Here is a 16,598-nt window from a genome sequence, read left to right as displayed (position 1 = left end):
GAATTCTGACGTGGCGCATTGACGGCCGAAATAATCAGTGTACTCCTATTAATGGAGTCCGCCGCAGGCGGGCGCCACAGGAGCAAGCGCCGTCAGGTCGTGTTGCGATCGGGTGCGTCGTCTCCAGGGAACGATAGGGAGACAGGAATGGCTCAGGAGCCGCTCGCCACCAAGGGCAACTACCTCCACATCTACGACTTCACCATCAATCCCGGCGTGGAGGAGGAGTTCATCCGCGAGTTCGAGGACTTCGACTATTCGGATGGAAATCCCATGCACAAGTCGTGGGCGCAGGTGAAGGACGGCGTTCTGCTTCGCGATGAAGAAAATCCACTGCGCTTCTATCTGATCGCCGAGTGGAAGGACATCGAGGAGCACGCCAAGATCCGCAAGATCCTGGCCGAGGAGATCAAGCCCTCCTTCATCCGCCATATCGTCGGCGGCAAGTTCGTGCCGCGCTACGCCAAGGTCGTGTCTTCGACGCCCGACGAGATCCTCGCCAAGGCTGCCGGCTGACAGCTTCTGGCGGCTGACGTTTCCGGGCGGCTCTGCGCCGCCCATCTCCGGCGATGGCTTCGCGCCGTCGCCGTTCCTTGCGTGTGAAGAAAAAACAAAACTTCCAGAGTGCGCAAATGGAACTCTACGGTTTCTTCCGGTCGTCCGCCTCCTACAGGGTGCGCATCGCGCTGGCCTTCAAGGGGCTCTCCGCGACGCCGCGTGCCATCAGCCTGCCGAAGATGGAGCACAAGGCTGATGCCTTCGTGCGCCTCAATCCGCAAGGCCTTGTCCCCGCCCTCGTGGATGGCGCGCTGGTGCTCACCCAGTCGCTCGCCATCATGGAATATCTGGAGGAGACGCGGCCCGAGCCGGCGCTTTTGCCGAAGGACCCCATCGAGCGGGCCTATGTGCGTGCCTTCAGCCAGGCCATCTGCTGCGACATCCACCCGCTGAACAATGTGCGGGTGCTCAAGCATCTCGATCGCCTCGGCCATGACGAGGCCGCGCGCAATGCCTGGTATGCCCACTGGATCGCCGAAGGCTTTCAGAGCCTCGAGGCGACGCTTGCGACGCGGGGCCTCGGCGGCAGGTTCGTGCTGGGGGATGCGCCCGGCATGGCGGACATCTGCCTGGTGCCGCAGGTGTTCAACGCCCAGCGCTTCAATTGCGACGTGACGCCCTATCCGCTGGTGATGGGCATTTACGAGAACTGCATGGCCCTCGATTGCTTCGAGTCCACGCACCCCAAATATCAGGCGGATGCCGCCTAGTTTAGAATAGTTCTTTTTCGAGTTCTAAAGTTACGCGCCACTCACGTCCCCCTGCCCCGGGAGTAGAGGCATGAAAGCTCTATTGTCGATCTCGCGTTCCATCGACGCGCTCAATGTTTTCGTTGGCCGCGTGGCCTGCTGGGCCATCTTCGTCGCCATCCTCGTTTCGGCCGCCAATGCGGTGGTCCGCAAGATGTTCGGCGTGTCGTCCAACGCCTGGCTGGAACTGCAATGGTACCTGTTCGGCGCGGTCTTCATGCTCTGCGCGCCGTGGACGCTCCAGCTCAACGAGCACATCCGCATCGACATCGTGGCCTCCCGGCTGAGCCGGCGCGTGACCAACATCATCGAGATCGCCTGCATCGTCCTGTTCCTGATGGTGTTTTCGACGCTGATGGTGTGGCTCTCGGTGCCGTTCGTGTTCGACTCGCTGAAGTCCGGCGAGACCTCCACCAATGCGGGCGGGCTCATCCTGTGGCCGGCCAAGGCGCTCATCCTCGTGGGCTTCGCGCTGCTGCTGCTGCAAGGGGTGAGCGAGCTCATCAAGCGCATCGCCATCATGCGCGGCGACCTTGCCGAGGCCGCCGGGGCAGACCTGCATGAGGCCGAGGCGGAGCGCATCCTCCATGAACTCGCCAAGGTGGACCCGCGGATCTCGGAAGGGGGCATGCGGCCATGAGGGCGCCTCTTTGCTCGTCGCCCCGCACTGACGCCCGCTTCGCTGAAGGTCTCGCCCGATGATCGAGTTCATCGCCCACAACCTCGCCCCCATCATGTTCGCGACCCTCGTCGTGTTCATGCTGCTGGGCTATCCCGTCGCCTTCGCGCTGGCCGCCAACGGGTTGCTGTTCTTTTTCATCGCCGTGGAGCTTTCGCCCTACGCGCCGGACGCGATTACTTTGTCCTGGCCGCTTCTTCAGGCGCTGCCGGAGCGGGTGTTCGGCACCATGGCCAACGAGGTGCTGCTGGCCATCCCCTTCTTCACCTTCATGGGGCTGGTGCTGGAACGCTCCGGCATGGCGGAAGACCTGCTGGAGACCATCGGCCAATTGTTCGGCACGGTGCGCGGGGGCCTTGCCTATGCGGTGATCTTCGTCGGCGCGCTGCTCGCCGCGACCACCGGCGTGGTGGCCGCCTCGGTCATCTCCATGGGCCTCATCTCCTTGCCCATCATGCTGCGCTACGGCTACGACCGGCGCCTTGCCGCCGGCGTCATCGCCGCCTCCGGCACGCTGGCGCAGATCATCCCGCCTTCGCTGGTCCTGATCGTGATGGCCGACCAGCTCGGCCGCTCCGTGGGCGACATGTACGAAGGCGCCTTCCTGCCCGGCCTCATCCTCTCCGGCCTCTACGCGTTGTTCGTCTTCGTGGTGACGATCGTGTCGCCGAAATCAGCGCCCGGCCTGCCGCGGGAGGCGCTCACCTGCTGCGAGCCGTCCGGCGCGCGCGGGGTGTGGCAGCTCGGCGTGCTGGTCGCCTATTCCGCCGCCGTCGCCACGGTGGTGATGCGCGACACCGGCATCAAGGCGGGGGCGGACTACGCGATCCTCGCCATCTGCACGGCGGTGGTGGTGGCCCTCGTCTCCGCGCTGCTTAACCGCTTCCTCGGCGCGCGGCGGCTCGTGCTCTCCGCCGTCCTCACGGCGGCCTTCGCCGGAGCCTATGTGCTGCTGCGCGAGAGCGGGCATCCCACGGTCGGCCTCATGGCGGACATCATCGCCGCCGGCGCGCTCTATGCCTTCATCGCCGGCGGCGTGGAGCGCTTCACGGGCATGCCTTTGGTCTCGCGCATGGCGGAGCGCGTCACCTTCGTGATGGTGCCGCCGCTGCTGCTCATCTTCCTGGTGCTCGGCACCATCTTCCTCGGCGTCGCGACGCCCACGGAGGGCGGCGCCATGGGCGCGGTGGGCGCCATGGTGCTCGCGGCGCTGAAGCGCCGGCTGGAGAAGAACCCGGCGCGCTTCTCCCTCTCCATCCTGACCCAGGCGACGCAGACGACGGCCAAGCTCTCCGCCTTCGCCATCTTCATCGTGGTGGGCGCGCGGGTGTTCTCGCTGACCTTCTACGGCATCAACGGGCATGTGTGGGTGGAGCATCTGCTCACCGGCCTGCCGGGCGGGCAGATCGGCTTCCTGCTGTTCATCAACCTGCTGATCTTCCTGCTCGCCTTCTTTCTCGATTTCTTCGAGCTGGCGTTCATCGTGGTGCCGCTCCTGGCGCCGGCGGCGGACAAGCTCGGCATCGACCTCATCTGGCTGGGCGTGATGCTGGGGGTGAACATGCAGACCTCCTTCATGCACCCGCCCTTCGGCTTCGCCCTCTTCTATCTGCGCTCGGTGGCGCCGAAGACGGCCTATCTCGACCGTCTCACCGGCAAGCGCATGGAGCCTGTGACGTCCGCGCAGATCTATTGGGGCGCCATTCCCTTCGTGGTGATCCAGATGGTGATGGTGGCCCTCATCGCCGCCTTCCCCGGAATGGTGATGCACTACAAGTCCTCGGCGCCCGCCTCCGACCCCGCCGCCGCCCAGCGCCAGCTCGACAGCCTCGATGCCCCCGCGAGCGGCCTCGGTCTGCCCGCCATGCCCGGCCTCGACGATTTGCCGAAGCCCGGCGCCGGGCTCTGACCCCCGTTTGCCGACAGACGCCGACCAGTCAAAAATAAGGGGAATGACAATGAAAAGACGGACTTTCCTGACGAACATCGCCGCCGGCTCCGCCGCCACCCTGGTGGCCGCGCCGGCCATCGCCCAGAGCCAGCCCACGGTGAAGTGGCGCATGGCGACCAGCTGGCCGAAGAGCCTCGACACCATCTACGGCTCGGCGGTGGCCATGTGCCAGCGCATCGGCGAGCTGACCGAGGGCAAGTTCGAGGTGATGCCGTTTGCCGGCGGCGAGATCGTCGGCGCGACGCAGGTGTTCGACGCCACCAAGAACAAGACGGTGGAGTGCTCCCACACCCTCACCTCCTTCTTCACCGGCAAGAATCCGGCCTATGCCTTCGACGGCGGCATCGCCTTCGGCACCAATGCCCGCCAGCAGAATGCCTGGTATTACTACGGCGGCGGCAAGGCGCTGATCCAGGAGCTGTTCGGCAAGGAGAACATGGTCTCCTTCCCCTGTGGCAATACCGGCGTGCAGATGGGCGGCTGGTATCGCAAGGAGATCAAAACCGTCGAGGATCTTCAGGGCCTGAAGATGCGCATCGCCGGCCTCGGCGGCCGCATCCTGAGCAAGCTCGGCGCGGTGCCGCAGCAGATCGCGCCGGGCGACATCTATCCCTCGCTGGAGCGCGGCACCATCGACGCCGCCGAGTGGATCGGCCCTTATGACGACGAGAAGCTCGGCTTCAACAAGGTGGCGAAGTATTACTACACGCCCGGCTGGTGGGAGGGCAGCGCCCAGATCACCACGCTGACCAACAAGGACGCCTGGGACGCGCTGCCGCCCGGCTTCAAGGCCGCCTTCGAGACCGCCGCCACCGAGCAGAACCTGATGATGCTCGCGAACTACGACACCAAGAACCCGGAGGCGCTGCGTCGCCTGCTGGCCGCCGGCGTCGAGCTGCGCGCCTTCCCGCAGCCGGTGATGGAGGCCGTCTACAAGGCGACGCTGGAGACCTTCGCGGAACTCGCCGCGTCGAACCCCGATTTCAAGAAGATCTACGAGCCGTGGAAGACCTTCCTGAACGAGTCCAATTCCTGGATGCGCGTGGCAGACTTCCGCCTCGACACCTTCCGCTTCTCCGCGCCCAAGTGGCCGTGAGCGGAAGCCTCGCGATTTGAACGATGCGGGGCGGCGGCCTCTGCCGCCCCGCCAGCCCAAGATTGAGGGGATGCCATGTCGATCGACCAACAGACTCGGGATCACGAAGCCCATCCCGCCGTCAGCGGCGAAGGCATCGGCGCCCGTGTCCGCCGCAAGGAGGATGCGCGCCACCTGATGGGCCGCGGCCGCTTCGCCGGCGACATCCGCATGCCCGGCATGAGCGACGTGGCCTTCCTGCGCAGTCCGGTGGCCCATGCGCGCATCCTCGCAGTCACCAAGCCGCAGGGGCATGAGGGGGAGGTGTTCACCTCGGCGGATTGCGCTGATGTCGCCGACATCATCACCCGCTCCACCATCCCCGGCTACAAGCTCTCCGCCCACCCGCCGCTGGCGCGGGACAAGGTGCGCTTTGTCGGCGACATCGTCGCCATGGCCTATGCGCCCACCCGCGCGGAGGCGGAGGACCTCTGCGAGGCCACGCTCTTCGACTATGAGGAGCTGCCTGCCATCGTCGATTGCGACAGCGGCCGCGCACCCGGCGCCGCTCTGCTGCACGAGGCGTGGGGCGACAACCTCTTCCTCGAAACCAGCTTCGATTCCGGCGGCATCGAGGAGGTCGCCCGCACCGCCGCTGTGAAGGTGGAGAAGCGCTTCCGCACCGGCCGCCAGTGCATGCACCCCATGGAGGGCAAGGGGCTGGTGGCGTGGTGGGATTTCCAGAACGACACGCTGGTGGTGAACACCTCCACCCAGGTGCCGCACATGATCCGCGCCGGCCTCGCCGAGACGCTCGGCCTGCCGGAGGCGCAGATCCGCATCGCCCCGCCGGATGTGGGCGGCGGCTTCGGCTACAAGTGCCTGCTCCAGCCCGAGGAAGTGCTGGTGGCGTGGCTGGCGATGACGCTGAAGCGTCCCTTCCGCTGGATCGAGGACCGGCGCGAGCATCTCACCGCCGGCGCCAATGCCCGCGAGCATGAATATGTCATCACCGCCTATGCGGACGCGCGCGGCAAGCTGCTTGCCCTCGACGCGGAAGTGGCGGTGAATGTGGGCGCCTATTCGGTCTGGCCCTTCACCGCGTGCCTTGAGGCGGCGCAGGCCGGCGGCAATCTGCCGGGGCCGTACATCTGGCCCCACTATCGCTGCAAGACCTATTCGGTGGCCACCAACAAGCCGCCCTTCGCGCCCTATCGCGGCGTGGCGCGGCCGGGCGTGTGCTTCGCCATGGAGCTGACCATCGATGCGGTCGCTGCCGCCGTAGGCCGTGAGGCGGTGGACGTGCGGGCGGAAAATCTCGTGCCCGCCGCGGCCATGCCGTACCTCAACATCACCAAGAAATTCTACGACAGCGGCGACTATCCCGCTTCGCTCGCCACTGCCCGCGAGATGATCGGCTTCGACGCCATCCGCGCCCGGCAGAAGATGGGCGAGATGGACGGCCGGCGCATCGGCGTCGGCTTCTCCACCTATACGGAGCAGTCCGCCCACGGCACCAAGGTGTTTGCCTCCTGGGGCACGCCTCTGGTGCCCGGCTACGAGCAGGCCACCATCCGCCTCAACCCGGACGGCAGCGCCGACGTGAAGGCCGGCATCCACACCATCGGCCAGGGGCTGGAGACGACGCTGGCGCAGGTGGCGAGCGAAATCCTCACGCTGCCCATCGCGCAGATCCGCGTCACGCTGGGCGACACCGCCACCACGCCGTTCTCGACCGGTGCCTATGCCTCGCGCGGCATGGTGATGGCCGGCGGGGCCGTGTCCAAGGCGGCGCAGAAGCTGGCGGAAAAGGTGAAGGCGCTGGCCGCCCATCTCATGCAATGCGCGGCCGATCAGGTGCGGTTCGAGGGCGGCGCCATCCACGGTCCGACCGGCTCCATCTCCTTCGCCGAGATCGCCCGCGCCTGGTATCGGACCCCCGAGGTGCTGCCCGACGGCGTGGACACGGGCGGCCTCGAAGTGACCGAAGGCTACAAGCCGGACGTGGACACGGGCCTCTTCTCCTACGCCACCCACGCCGCCCTCGTGGCGGTGGACGTGAAGACCGGCGCGACGGAAATCCTCGACTATGTGGTGGTGGAGGATTGCGGGCGCATGGTGAACCCCATGATCGTCGAGGGGCAGGCCTATGGCGGCGTTGCCCAGGGCGTCGGCACCGCGCTGTTCGAGGAAAGCACCTACGATTCCGAGGGCCAGCCGCTCGCCTCCACCCTCGTGGATTATCTGCTGCCCGGCCCCACCGAGCTGCCCAAGGTGCGCATCGCCCACACGGAAACGCTCTCGCCCTTTTCCGCCCACGGCATCAAGGGAGTAGGAGAGGGCGGCGCCATCGCCCCGGCGGGGGCCATCGTGAACGCCATCAATGATGCGCTGAAGGATATTGGCGCCACCCTGTGCGAGATTCCCGCGACACCGGAGCGTGTGCTCGCGGCCCTCTCCGAGGCGCGTCGCGCCAATAACGGACGGAGCGCCGCATGAAGCCCGCAGCCTTCGACCTGACCCTCGCGACCTCCCTCGATCAGGTGCTTTCCGTGCTGGCGGGGGAGGGCGCAAAGCCCGTATCCGGCGGCTGCTCGCTGGGGCCGATGCTGAACCTGCGCCTTGCCCGCCCCGCCGCTCTGGTAGACCTGCGGCGCGTCGGCGAGTTGCGCACGCTGGAAGGCAGCGCGGCCCATCTCGACATCGGCGCCGGCTGGACCCATGCGGAGATCGAGGACGGCGTGGTGCCGGATGTCACCGGCGGTCTCATGCGCCGCGTCGCCCACGGCATCGCCTATCGCGCCGTGCGCAATCGCGGCACCATCGGCGGAAGCATCGCCCATGCGGACCCGGCGGCGGACTGGATCAGCACCATGACCGTGCTGGACGCGACGCTGCTCATTCGTGGCCGCTCCGGCACCCGGGCCTGCGCCATGGCCGACTTCATGCTGGCGGCCTACACGACCACGCTGGGGGCGGACGAGATCATCACCGCCGTGCGCGTGCCGGTGCTCTCCGCCGGGGCGAAGACGGGCTACCACAAGGTGTGCCGCAAGACCGGCGAATTCGCCCAGGCCATCGGCGCCGTGGTGGTGGATGCCGGACGCGGTCTTGCCCGCGTGGTGGCGGGCGCCGTGGAGGCCCCGCCGCTGGTTCTGGCCGGGGCTGGGGAGCGGCTGAAGGCCGGGGACATGGCGGGGGCACGCGCCGCCGCTCACGAAGAAATCGAGGCCGCGCTGGCGGGCCATCCGGAGGCGTTCCGCGCGCTCCATCAGGTGGCCGTGGACCGCGCCTTCAGCGATGCGGGGCTCGCATGAACGCCATCACCCTCACCGTCAACGGCCAGCGCCTCTCCCGACAGGTAGAGCCGCGCACCCATCTCGCCGATTTCCTGCGCGAGGAACTGAACCTCACCGGCACGCATCTCGGCTGCGAGCAGGGGGTGTGCGGCGCCTGCACCGTGCTCATCGACGGCAAGCCGCAGCGCTCCTGCATCGCCTCCGCCGCCGCCTGCGACGGGGCGGACATCCGCACCATCGAGGGCTTCGATGGCGATGCGCTGATGGGCGAGCTGCGCGAGGCCTTCTCCGTCCATCATGCGCTCCAGTGCGGCTTCTGCACGCCGGGCATGCTCATCTCCTCCCGCGACATCGTGAGCCGCCTGGGGGAGAGTTCCGAGCGCACGGTGCGTGAGGAACTGAGCGGCAACCTCTGCCGCTGCACCGGCTATGTGGGCATCGTGAACGCCGTCTGCGCCGTCTCGGCCGGAAAGGCGCCGTGCGCACAGGCGGAGGCGGCCGGCATCGCGGCTGCTGCCGCGCCCGCGCCGGTGGCTGCTGCGGCTTCCGCTGTGAAGGCCGCGTCGGCGCCGGCGGTGGTGGGCGCGGGCGGCAGCGAGATCCGCCAGAGCCTCACGGTGGATGCCGCGCCGGAGGTCGTCTGGCCGGCGCTGAAGGACATCCACCTCATCGCCCGCTGCCTGCCCGGTGCCGAGGTCACGGCCTTCGACGGGGAGCGGCTGGAGGGCCGCATGGTCGTCACCTTCGGCCCCATCAAGGCGGCCTTCGGCGGCGACGCCACCGTGACCTTCGACGACGCCGCCCGGACCGGCCTCGTCAACGGCTCCGGCCGGGACGGTGGCTCCGGCTCAAGAGCCCATGGCGAGATCACCTTCGCCCTGAAGCCGGCCGGCACGGGCAGCGCCATCGACCTCGCGCTGCGCTACCGCATCTCCGGCCCCCTCGCCCAGTTTTCACGGGGGGCGCTCGTGCAAAATCTCGTCTCACACCTGACGGGGGTGTTTGCGGCCAATCTCGCCGCCGCCCTGAAGGGGGAGGCGCCGACCGCTGCGACGGGACTCTCGGCAACCGGCATTTTCAAAGTGGTACTGGCAACGTGGTGTGAACGGGTGAAAACCTGGGTGGAACGCCACCTGAACTGATGTGGAATGTGCGAATGCCGGGTGTCTTGTCGCCCGAAAATGCAAAGTATACTGATTAAAATCGCCGGAAACGGTGGGAGGACGCGATGGGTTTCAGAAAGGTGGCGGAACTCGACGCGCTGCGCGACGGCGGCGTCACCGGCGTCGAGGTGGATGGTGTCCCTATCGCCTTGTTTCGTATGGGAAATGAGGTTCACGCCACCCATGGTATCTGCACCCACGCGCTGGCCTTCCTGAAGGACGGCTATGTGGAGGACGGCACCATCGAATGCCCCCTCCACCAGGGCGTCTTCGACATCCGCACCGGCCGCGCCCTGTGCGCCCCTCTCACCCAGGACCTCGCCACCTATGCCGCCAAGGTGGAGGGCGGCGCGGTGTTCGTGGACCTCGATAGCGCCAGCGAGAGCCCTTCTGATGCCGGACCGCTGGAAGAGGTTCAAGTAGCTGAAAACACGGGCGGAAGCTCCCTGCCCCTGGTCATCGCCGGGGCCGGACAGGCCGCCGCCGCCGCCATCCGCGCAGCACGGGCGGCCGGTTTTTCGGCTCCCATCCACCTCGTCGGCGCCGAGCCGCATCTGCCCTATGAGCGGCCTCCGCTCTCCAAGGAAGCGCTTGGCGACGCCTTCGATCGCGCGTCCGCCTGTCGCCTGCCGCCCGCCGACGTGGCGGCGCTGGGCGTGACCTTCCATCCGGGCGTACGCGTCACAGCTGTCGATGCGGAGGCGCGGGTCGCAACCCTCTCGGATAACGCGCAAATTCCCTATGGCGCCCTACTCATCGCCACTGGCGGAACGGCCCGGCGCCTCGGTATTCCCGGCGATGATCTGCCGGGTGTTCACCACCTGCGCACCCTTGAGGATGCGGAGGCCATCGCGGCGTCCCTGGCGTCCGCGCGCACGGTCGCGGTGGTGGGCGGCGGCTTCATCGGATTGGAACTCGCCTCTGCCGCCCGGGCGCGCGGCCTCAAGGTCGTGCTGCTGGAGCGCGAGGGCGAGCTGATGTCGCGCCTCCTGCCGCCCGCCCTCGGCGCGGCCTTCCGTCGGCTTGCCGAAGCCCATGGCGTCGAGGTCCGACGCGATGTTGCGGTGGAAGCCATCACTGCGCGGGACGGGGCTCTGGCGCTCGCGACGACAACTGGCGAGATCTTTGCCGACACCGTGCTGGTGGGTGTGGGCCTCGTGCCGGAGACCGCGCTTGCGGCCCTTGCCGGCTGCGAGGTCGCGGGCGGGATCGTGGTGGATGCGTTCGGGCGCACCAGCGTCGACGGCATCTGGGCGGCGGGCGATTGCGCGCTCCACCATGTGCCCCTCGACGGCCGGCGCGGCCGGCTGGAGAGCTGGCGGAATGCCGAGGAGCAAGGCGCCGCCGCCGGCCGCAGCATCGCCGGCGACACCGCCGCGCGCACTGAGAAGGCGCCGTGGTTCTGGACCGACCAGTTCGGCCTCAACATCCAGATGCTGGGCGTGCCCGGAACTGGAAATGAAGTGGCCTTGACTGGCACCGATGGTGCGGCCGGCGCCGTCTACCGCACCCTCGCCGACGGCCGCGTCACGGCCGTGATCGCCTTCTCCGATGCCGCCGCCATCCGCGCCGCCCGCGCGGAACTGGTATCCGACACCCCCTTCGACCTTGCCGCCCACGGCGCGCGTCTTCTTGCACCCCAAGAAACCAATCCCACGCCAATCGATCCCGAGGAGGACGACATGAGCGCGAGCCCCGACGTCCAGTTCGCCAAGAAATATGTGTGGCCGCAGGAAGGCCTGTCCATCATCCCCGACTGGGTCTACACCGACGAAACCGTGTACCAGCGCGAGGTTGAGCGCATCTTCCACGGCCGCACCTGGAATTTCGTCGCGCTGGAATGCGAGATCGAGAATCCCGGCGACTTCATCCGCTCCAATGTCGGCCCGACCCCCGTGGTGGTGGCCCGCGCGGAAGACGGCACGATCCACGTCTTCGAGAACCGCTGCGCCCATCGCGCGGCCGAGTTCTGCCGGGATTTGTCGGGCAATGCCAAGGAGTTCGTCTGCCCCTATCACCAGTGGTCCTACGATTTGAAGGGCAACCTCGTGGGCGTGCCCTTCCGCCGTGGGGTGGACGGCAAGGGCGGCATGCCGAAGGACTTCAAGCCGGCCGACCATGGCCTGAAGCAACTCAACGTCACCACGCATCGCGGCGTCGTCTTCGCCTCCTATGCCGACGGCATGGAGAGCTTCCCCGAGTATCTCGGACCTGAGGTGCTGCGGGAGTTCGAGGCCACCTTTGACGGCCGCAAGCCCAAGCTGCTCGGCCATTATCGCCATAGCCTGCCGGGCAACTGGAAGCTCTATCACGAGAACCTCAAGGACCCCTATCACGCAACCCTGCTGCACACCTTCCTGGTCACGTTCGGCCTGCTGGTCGCGGGCAACAAGTCGCTGATGTTGGCGGACCCTTCGGGCCGGCACGGGGTGATGGCTTCCGCCAAATCGGACACCACCCACATCGACGCCGACAAGAAGAAGGAAATGCGCGCCTACAAGGAGGGCATGACCCTTGAGGAGCCGCGCTTCATGGACTTCATCGACGAGTTCGACAGCCCCTGGTCCGTCACCATGGCGACCATCTGGCCGAACCTCATCGTGCAGCGGGAGATGAACACGCTAGGCATCCGTCACATCGTGCCGACCGGTCCGAACGAATTCATCATGAAATGGACCATGTTCGGCTTCGAGGGTGACGACGAGGAGATGACCCGCCATCGCCTGCGCCAGGGCAACCTCATGGGGCCGGCCGGCTTCCTGGGGCTGGAGGACAACGAGGCCATCAAGTTCGTGCAGGACGGCATGCTGGGCGTGCCGGGTGGCGAGCATCTGGTGAAGCTCGATCCCGGCACCGAGGCGGGTACCGCCGATACGCTCATTTCGGAAGCGGCCATCCGTGCCATGTACCGCCACTGGCGCGACGCCATGGGCATCGCCTGAGGAGGCGCGAACATGCTGAATCCTTCAAGCGCCAACGCGCCTTCCCGTGACGATCTCATCGATGCGCTGCTGCTGAAGGCAGAGGTGGAGGCCTTCAACGAGGCCTATGCCTCCGCCCTCGACGAGCAGCGCCTCGCGGACTGGGCCGAGATGTTCACCGTCAACGGCTTCTACAACATCATCTCCCGCGAGAACTACGACCGGAAGCTCCCCGTAGGCCTCATCTATTGCGAGAACCGCGGCATGATTCGCGACCGCGCCTTCGCGCTGGAGAAGACCGCCATGTTCGCGCCGCGCTATCTGCGGCACATGGTGGGCAATCTGAAGGTCGCCGAGGCGGTGGATGGCAGCATCGACGCAACCGCGAACTATGTGGTGTTCCAGGTGCTGTTCGACCGGCCGGACGCCACCATCCATCAGGTGGGTCGCTATATCGACCGCTTCGTGCGGGAGGAGGGGGGACTCAAGCTCGCCTCGCGCATCTGCATCTATGACAGCCTGCTCATCGACAACGCCTTGTGCATCCCGGTGTGAGCATGGAACGTCACATGGGAGAGAGCGCGGTCGCGCGCCTTGCTGCCGCCCATTCTGCCGGTACGCAGCGGGTGATGGAAACGGTTGAAGGGGCGCTGGCACGTGCGGAGGCGGCACAGGCCGGCTTCAACTGCTTCGCCACCCTCGATGGCGCGGGGGCCCGCCCTGCGGCGGCAGACATTGACGCCGGCATCGCCGCCGGAAAGACGCCGGGGCCGCTCACCGGTGTGCCCGTCACGGTCAAGGACATCCTGGACTGTGCCGGCCTGCCGACACGCTGGGGGTCGCTTCTGTTCGCCGAGGCTCAGCCAGCGGCTTCGGATATCGCTGCCGTGGCGCGGCTCAGGGCGGCGGGCGCCATCATCATCGGCAAGACGACGACGACGGAATTCGCCCATTCGCCGCTCGGGTCGTCGCCCCCTACGGGCCTGACGCTCAATCCCTTCGCGCCGGACCTCACCTGCGGCGGGTCCTCCTCCGGTGCCGGAGCGAGCGTCGCGCTGGGAGTGACACCGGTGTCGCTCGCCACCGACGCCGGCTGTTCTAGCCGCCTGCCTGCCGCCGCGACGGGGACCTATGGCTTCAAGCCCACCCTCGGCCTCGTGCCGCACGAGCGGGTGCCCGATGCCTTCGGCAGCTTCATCCATCTCGGGCTGATCGCCCGCAGCGTGGCAGATATCGCGGCGACGCTGCCCGTGATCGCCGGCCCGTTACCAGCCGACCCCTGGAGCCTGCGGGCACCCTCGCTCGCGCCGGCTGCGGCAGGTCTGGAGGGTGCCCGCGTGCTCCTGTGGATGCGCACGGGCAACGCCCGCGTCTCACGCGAGGTCGAGGCGGCGACCCGGGCGGCTGCGCGCGCACTGGAGCGGCTCGGCGCAGTGGTGGTCGAGGAGGACTACGCCCTCGTCGCGCCCGATCCGATCTGGAGCACCCTGCAGCAGACCAACTGGGCGCTGCGTTTCGCCTCGACCTCCGCAGAGGATTTCGCGCGGCTGTCGCCGGCGCTGCGGGCTGGAATCGAGGCCGCGCGGGGCTTCAGTGCGCTCGACCTGATGCGGGCGCAGGTGGCCCGCGCCCAGTTGTTCCGGGGCGTTCAGGCGAAGTTCGCGCAGTACGACTTCATCCTCACCCCCTGCCTCTCCGCACCGCTGGTCGCTGCGGACTTCGACCTCTCCGAGCCGCTGGTGATCGACGGCGAGGCGGTCGGTCCGCTGCGGGCGGAATGGACTTCGGCCCTGTCCCTGTTCGACCTTTCCGGCCACCCCGCGCTCGCCGTTCCGATCGGGCTTGCGGAAAATGGCGGTCCGCTCGCCGTGCAACTGGTGGGACGGTGGAACGCCGACATGGCGCTGCTTTCGGCCGCTGCGGGCCTTGCGGCCGAGATGCCCCCGCCCGCCTGTCCTGCAGCGGGGCTTTCCATCTGAGGTTTCCCGCAGCCGGGCGACCGGCCGCGGGAGATGCGTCCTATTTCCCGGATGCGATACGGCTGGACAGGGAAGTATCGATCAGGTCGTTGGTGAAATAGCTCGGAGCAGCCTGACCTGCAGGCACCAGCCCGCCTTCCGCCAGCACGTCCAACGCCTTCGTCCAATCGGCCTCGGCCATGATGCCCATGGGCTTGTCCTGGGTGGCCGGGGTGGAGACGAAGCCCTTCAGCACGTCGATCTGCTGGCGCAGGATGGCCGGATTGAGCTTGGCGTTCGGTCGCGCTTCCATGATCGCCGCGACGGCCTCGTCCTCGTGCCCGTTCATGATGTAGGTCCACATGCCGGCAACGATGCTGGAGAAGCGGCGCAGCGCGTCGGTCTTGGCCGCGATGCTCTTCTCCGTTGCGAACAGGCCGAAGCTGGGGAAGGTCAGACCGTAGGTCGTGAAGTTGATTGTGTTGGATGGGCGCTGGGCGTTCACCACCGGTAGGATGAACGGCACGGTGGAGAAGACCCCGTCCGAGCGCCCGGCCATGTAGGTGCCGCCCTTTGCGGATGCGTCCACCGCAATCAGCTCGACGTCCGAGCGCTTCAGGCCGCCCGCCGCCAGGAAGCGATCGATGAAGGGTGCCTCCAGCGAGCCCGCGGTGAAGGCGAGCTTCTTGCCCTTCAGGTCGGCCGGACCGTTGATGCCGCTGTCTTTCGGAACGAGCAGGCCGATGTCGTTCTGACGCACGAAGCCGGCAATGGCCTTCACCGGCAATCCCTTGGCGCGTGCAATGGCCATGGGCGCGAGCGAGGCATGGCCCACGTCGTACTCGCCATTACCGACGATCTGCACGGTGGACACGGAGCCGTTGCCATCCACCAGCTCCACGTCGAGCCCATTGGCGGCGAACAGGCCCTTCTTCGCGGCAAGGTGGAAGGGGGCATGGTTGCCCCAAGGCGTCCAGTCCAGCCGGACACGGATCACATCCGCTGCATGCGCCGGTAATACAGTCAGCATACAGCCTATAATTGATGCAAGGAGGGTCGGGGCAGACAGTCCAAACATTGGGTTGATCCTTTTTTGATGCTGTTTTTCTGTGTTCCTGCCTCACGGGAAAAGCCCGTATCGAGCGTGGTGCAGTGTGGTACACTGCACGAAACGTGCCCTTGGTAGGAAGCCTCTTCCCGAGCGGGAGTCGACAAAAGGTGCTGGCGCTTGCCGGCGCGCCGGTGGTTGTGCTCCCATCTCTTCCGGCCAGGGCGTCATGCAGCGCAATGCAGTCTCGCGCCGCGGATCGAGGAAGATGGAAGGTGAGGCCTTGAAGGGGAAGGACATGACGGCTTCCGGCGCCCTGGACGCAAAGTCCGCCCCCGGTCGAGACGCGGCGCGTCGGCGGAGTTTGGAGCGGAAGATCCAGGAGACCAAGCCGTCCCCGGAGCAGCGGCTGGCAGATGCGCCGAAGCAGGCCGTCTCCTCGGTCGGGATGGATGCAAAGGTGCAGGAGATGCCTCCCCTGCGCGATGCTTCCTCCCCGACCATGCCGCTTTGGGAACGTCCGGGCTATCTCGTCCGCCGGCTGCATCAGATCCACTCCGCGATCTTCCTGGAGGAGTGCAAGGCCTTCAACATCACGCCTGTGCAGTACGGCCTCATGACCACGTTGCTTCAGCATTCCGGCAGCGACCAGCGCACGATCGGCGTCGAGGTGGGTATCGACCGCACCAATGTCGCGGATGTGCTGGAGCGGCTTTCCGAGCGCGGCCTCGTGCGTCGTGAGCGTTCAGAGACGGACCGGCGCGCCATGAATGCCTTCCTCACCGAGCAGGGACGGGCGTTGGTGGGCGAGATGTACGGCGCCATGGTTCGCGCCCAGCAGCGCCTGCTGGAGCCGCTCGATCCGGAATATCGCTCCGCCTTCCTCGCCATGCTGACCCAGCTGGTGGAGGGCAACAATCATTACAGCCGCGCCGAGCTGAAGGTCGATTTCAAGGTCCGCCGCCGTCGGGGTCAGGAAGAGGAGTGAGCGAGGGCTGGGCCGCTGGCGGCTGCCACTCGGTCCCGGTTTCGAGCGCCTCCATTTGACACGTCGCGGAGCGGACGTAACTATATGGTTAGATAACTCGCGGCGGGTTGCCCCGCTGATGAGATCTGCCCCCGCCCTGATGCGCGCCAACGCGTTGGGGCGGAAGCGAATCGACAAGGCCCGCACATCATACGGGCTGGGTGGAGCGG

General features: G+C 67.0%; 13 protein-coding genes. 12 read left to right on the top strand and 1 reads right to left on the bottom strand.

Going from position 1 to position 16,598, the window contains the following annotated elements:
• Positions 1-147: 147 nt before the first annotated feature.
• From EJ105_RS03050 to EJ105_RS03000, 11 genes are all read left to right on the top strand, one after another.
• Positions 148-516, top strand: a complete 369-nt coding sequence (locus EJ105_RS03050; protein WP_024276908.1) for a hypothetical protein — start codon at positions 148-150, stop codon at positions 514-516.
• A 116-nt stretch (positions 517-632) separates the two neighbouring features.
• Positions 633-1,268, top strand: a complete 636-nt coding sequence (maiA, locus tag EJ105_RS03045) for a maleylacetoacetate isomerase (RefSeq protein WP_029555990.1) — start codon at positions 633-635, stop codon at positions 1,266-1,268.
• Positions 1,269-1,338: 70 nt separating this feature from the next.
• Entirely contained in the window at positions 1,339-1,947 is a 609-nt protein-coding gene (locus EJ105_RS03040; RefSeq protein ID WP_250165255.1) for a TRAP transporter small permease subunit, read from the top strand.
• A gap of 58 nt (positions 1,948-2,005) precedes the next feature.
• Positions 2,006-3,895, top strand: coding sequence for a TRAP transporter large permease (locus EJ105_RS03035; protein ID WP_250165254.1), 1,890 nt, complete (start codon positions 2,006-2,008; stop codon positions 3,893-3,895).
• A gap of 49 nt (positions 3,896-3,944) precedes the next feature.
• Entirely contained in the window at positions 3,945-5,033 is a 1,089-nt protein-coding gene (locus tag EJ105_RS03030; protein WP_250165253.1) for a TRAP transporter substrate-binding protein, read from the top strand.
• A 75-nt stretch (positions 5,034-5,108) separates the two neighbouring features.
• Complete coding sequence (locus EJ105_RS03025) at positions 5,109-7,511, top strand: xanthine dehydrogenase family protein molybdopterin-binding subunit (protein WP_250165252.1); 2,403 nt, start codon at positions 5,109-5,111, stop codon at positions 7,509-7,511.
• Entirely contained in the window at positions 7,508-8,329 is an 822-nt protein-coding gene (locus EJ105_RS03020) for an FAD binding domain-containing protein (RefSeq protein ID WP_250165251.1), read from the top strand. Before EJ105_RS03025 ends, EJ105_RS03020 begins: the two co-directional genes overlap by 4 nt.
• A complete protein-coding gene (locus EJ105_RS03015) occupies positions 8,326-9,453 on the top strand; it encodes a 2Fe-2S iron-sulfur cluster-binding protein (RefSeq protein ID WP_250165250.1) in 1,128 nt (375 codons plus the stop codon). The genes EJ105_RS03020 and EJ105_RS03015 overlap by 4 nt, the downstream gene beginning before the upstream one ends.
• Before the next feature lie 86 nt (positions 9,454-9,539).
• Positions 9,540-12,416 (top strand): FAD-dependent oxidoreductase, encoded by a 2,877-nt coding sequence (locus EJ105_RS03010; RefSeq protein ID WP_250165249.1) that lies wholly within the window; start codon positions 9,540-9,542, stop codon positions 12,414-12,416.
• A 12-nt stretch (positions 12,417-12,428) separates the two neighbouring features.
• A complete protein-coding gene (locus EJ105_RS03005) occupies positions 12,429-12,950 on the top strand; it encodes an aromatic-ring-hydroxylating dioxygenase subunit beta (protein ID WP_250165248.1) in 522 nt (173 codons plus the stop codon).
• Positions 12,951-12,952: 2 nt separating this feature from the next.
• A complete protein-coding gene (locus tag EJ105_RS03000; RefSeq protein ID WP_431192956.1) occupies positions 12,953-14,374 on the top strand; it encodes an amidase in 1,422 nt (473 codons plus the stop codon).
• A 40-nt stretch (positions 14,375-14,414) separates the two neighbouring features.
• On the opposite strand, the gene EJ105_RS02995 is transcribed toward EJ105_RS03000, so the two are convergent.
• Positions 14,415-15,350 carry an ABC transporter substrate-binding protein gene (locus EJ105_RS02995; RefSeq protein WP_250165246.1) on the bottom strand — a complete coding sequence of 312 codons (936 nt, stop codon included), beginning with the start codon at positions 15,348-15,350 and terminating at the stop codon, positions 14,415-14,417.
• A gap of 349 nt (positions 15,351-15,699) precedes the next feature.
• Here EJ105_RS02995 and EJ105_RS02990 point away from each other — a divergent pair, with 349 nt between their 5' ends.
• Entirely contained in the window at positions 15,700-16,389 is a 690-nt protein-coding gene (locus EJ105_RS02990; protein WP_250165245.1) for a MarR family winged helix-turn-helix transcriptional regulator, read from the top strand.
• Positions 16,390-16,598 lie beyond the last annotated feature (209 nt).

This window comes from Xanthobacter aminoxidans (assembly GCF_023571765.1).
In the GTDB taxonomy this organism is placed as follows: Bacteria; Pseudomonadota; Alphaproteobacteria; order Rhizobiales; family Xanthobacteraceae; genus Xanthobacter; species Xanthobacter aminoxidans.
Note: the sequence above shows the minus strand (reverse complement) of the source record. Positions and strands in the feature narration are given on the sequence as shown.

What these genes read in the sequence shown, in the direction of transcription:
- EJ105_RS03050 (WP_024276908.1), top strand. Translation starts at nt 148, where the DNA reads ATGGCTCAGGAGCCGCTCGCCACCAAGGGCAACTACCTCCACATCTAC.
- maiA (WP_029555990.1), top strand. Translation starts at nt 633, where the DNA reads ATGGAACTCTACGGTTTCTTCCGGTCGTCCGCCTCCTACAGGGTGCGC.
- EJ105_RS03040 (WP_250165255.1), top strand. Translation starts at nt 1,339, where the DNA reads ATGAAAGCTCTATTGTCGATCTCGCGTTCCATCGACGCGCTCAATGTT.
- EJ105_RS03035 (WP_250165254.1), top strand. Translation starts at nt 2,006, where the DNA reads ATGATCGAGTTCATCGCCCACAACCTCGCCCCCATCATGTTCGCGACC.
- EJ105_RS03030 (WP_250165253.1), top strand. Translation starts at nt 3,945, where the DNA reads ATGAAAAGACGGACTTTCCTGACGAACATCGCCGCCGGCTCCGCCGCC.
- EJ105_RS03025 (WP_250165252.1), top strand. Translation starts at nt 5,109, where the DNA reads ATGTCGATCGACCAACAGACTCGGGATCACGAAGCCCATCCCGCCGTC.
- EJ105_RS03020 (WP_250165251.1), top strand. Translation starts at nt 7,508, where the DNA reads ATGAAGCCCGCAGCCTTCGACCTGACCCTCGCGACCTCCCTCGATCAG.
- EJ105_RS03015 (WP_250165250.1), top strand. Translation starts at nt 8,326, where the DNA reads ATGAACGCCATCACCCTCACCGTCAACGGCCAGCGCCTCTCCCGACAG.
- EJ105_RS03010 (WP_250165249.1), top strand. Translation starts at nt 9,540, where the DNA reads ATGGGTTTCAGAAAGGTGGCGGAACTCGACGCGCTGCGCGACGGCGGC.
- EJ105_RS03005 (WP_250165248.1), top strand. Translation starts at nt 12,429, where the DNA reads ATGCTGAATCCTTCAAGCGCCAACGCGCCTTCCCGTGACGATCTCATC.
- EJ105_RS03000 (WP_431192956.1), top strand. Translation starts at nt 12,953, where the DNA reads ATGGAACGTCACATGGGAGAGAGCGCGGTCGCGCGCCTTGCTGCCGCC.
- EJ105_RS02990 (WP_250165245.1), top strand. Translation starts at nt 15,700, where the DNA reads ATGACGGCTTCCGGCGCCCTGGACGCAAAGTCCGCCCCCGGTCGAGAC.